This window comes from Blautia sp. AF19-1 (assembly GCF_003479155.1).
GTDB lineage: Bacteria > Bacillota > Clostridia > Lachnospirales > Lachnospiraceae > Fusicatenibacter > Fusicatenibacter saccharivorans.
On the sequence record NZ_QUGQ01000054.1, the window covers coordinates 1 to 1,329 of the forward strand.

The following is a 1,329-nucleotide window of genomic DNA, read 5'->3' on the forward strand; positions in this document are numbered from 1 at the left end:
CTATAAATGAGCAAATTTGAAAAATTGCACAAAACTACACTGCGAATTTCATAAATGAATCAAAATCATTGCTTTCCTTTGCGCATTGAAAAAGATAACGATACTTTTCCAGCTGAATGGTATCACAGATTTCGTGATATCCAGTTTCAAACGAACAGAACCTACCAGTACCCACTGCACACATGAAATGTGCCAGTGACATAAGTAGCCAGTACCTTTTGATTCCCTGTGCAGAGCGTATCTGATAGCTGTCCAGTGCCAGTTTATCCTTACACTGGCGGAAAAATACTTCAATCGGCCATCGACACACATACCAGGAAAGAATCTCCTGTGTAGACAGGGCTGCGTTTGTACTGATGAAAGCACGCAATGCTTTGGGATTACCAAATGCTTTTTCCGGATAACTCAAAAGAACTACCGCATTTTCTATGCCGTTGAGGTTTCCCTCGTACCGGTACACATAATAGTTTCGTTTTTTGACTGTCACAAGGTCAAATTCACGATGTGTAACAGACAATTCGGCGGCCAGTTCACGAAGTTTCTTTTTCATTCCCGATGGATACAGCAAACGGTTTGTTTTCAAAGCACCGATGGTATGGAACCCTCTCTGTGCAAAGGTATTGATTATCTTTTCAGAAACATACCAGCAGTCGCAAAGAAAATAGGACATTACCGGTGGAACAGGCAGCTCCTTTGCAATGCTTTGTACAATGTCAATCTTGGAAATTGACTTATTGTACATTACAAAAGCATAGTTCAGAACAATGCCATTGCAGGAAAGCATAACAGCAACTGCCTGATGCCCGTAATCCGGTTTTCCCTTTAAATGGGATTGGTGAAAATACGCATCTTCAATCGGATGTAAAGCCTGTGACGAAGGCTTTGTCTTTGAAGCAATCGTATCGTCCACAATACAGAGAACAGGTTTTCCGGTGCGTGCTGCTTCTGAATAAATAATCTCAATGACAGAGCATTTTAACGTATCTGAAAGTAAGGAATCATCCCATTTTCCGGAATTGAGGAAATGGGCAATCGTAGTTCTGTGGCAGGAACTGTTTTTAGCAAAGTCCGTGGTTTTTCCATGATATCCTGAAATGAAAATACTGATTAGGATACTCATAAGATGGTTTATTACTCGGTTCGAATAAAATTTGCATAAGTTTAATTTTTTAAACTGGTTGTATATGAATGAGGAATGATGTATAGTATTTGCGAGAGACACCTTCTTTCGTAAATGTTGCAAATGTTTGTTTTGGCACTTTCATTATACAACACATGGAATCGAGGTGTCTTTCTTTTATGCAAAATCACGAACTTGCTCATTTATAG

General features: G+C 39.5%; 1 protein-coding gene. It reads right to left on the reverse strand.

Going from position 1 to position 1,329, the window contains the following annotated elements:
• Window positions 1-34 precede the first annotated feature (34 nt).
• Window positions 35-1,222 carry an IS701 family transposase gene (locus tag DWX26_RS16565; RefSeq protein ID WP_423229998.1) on the reverse strand — a complete coding sequence of 396 codons (1,188 nt, stop codon included), beginning with the start codon at window positions 1,220-1,222 and terminating at the stop codon, window positions 35-37.
• Between the last annotated feature and the right edge of the window lie 107 nt (window positions 1,223-1,329).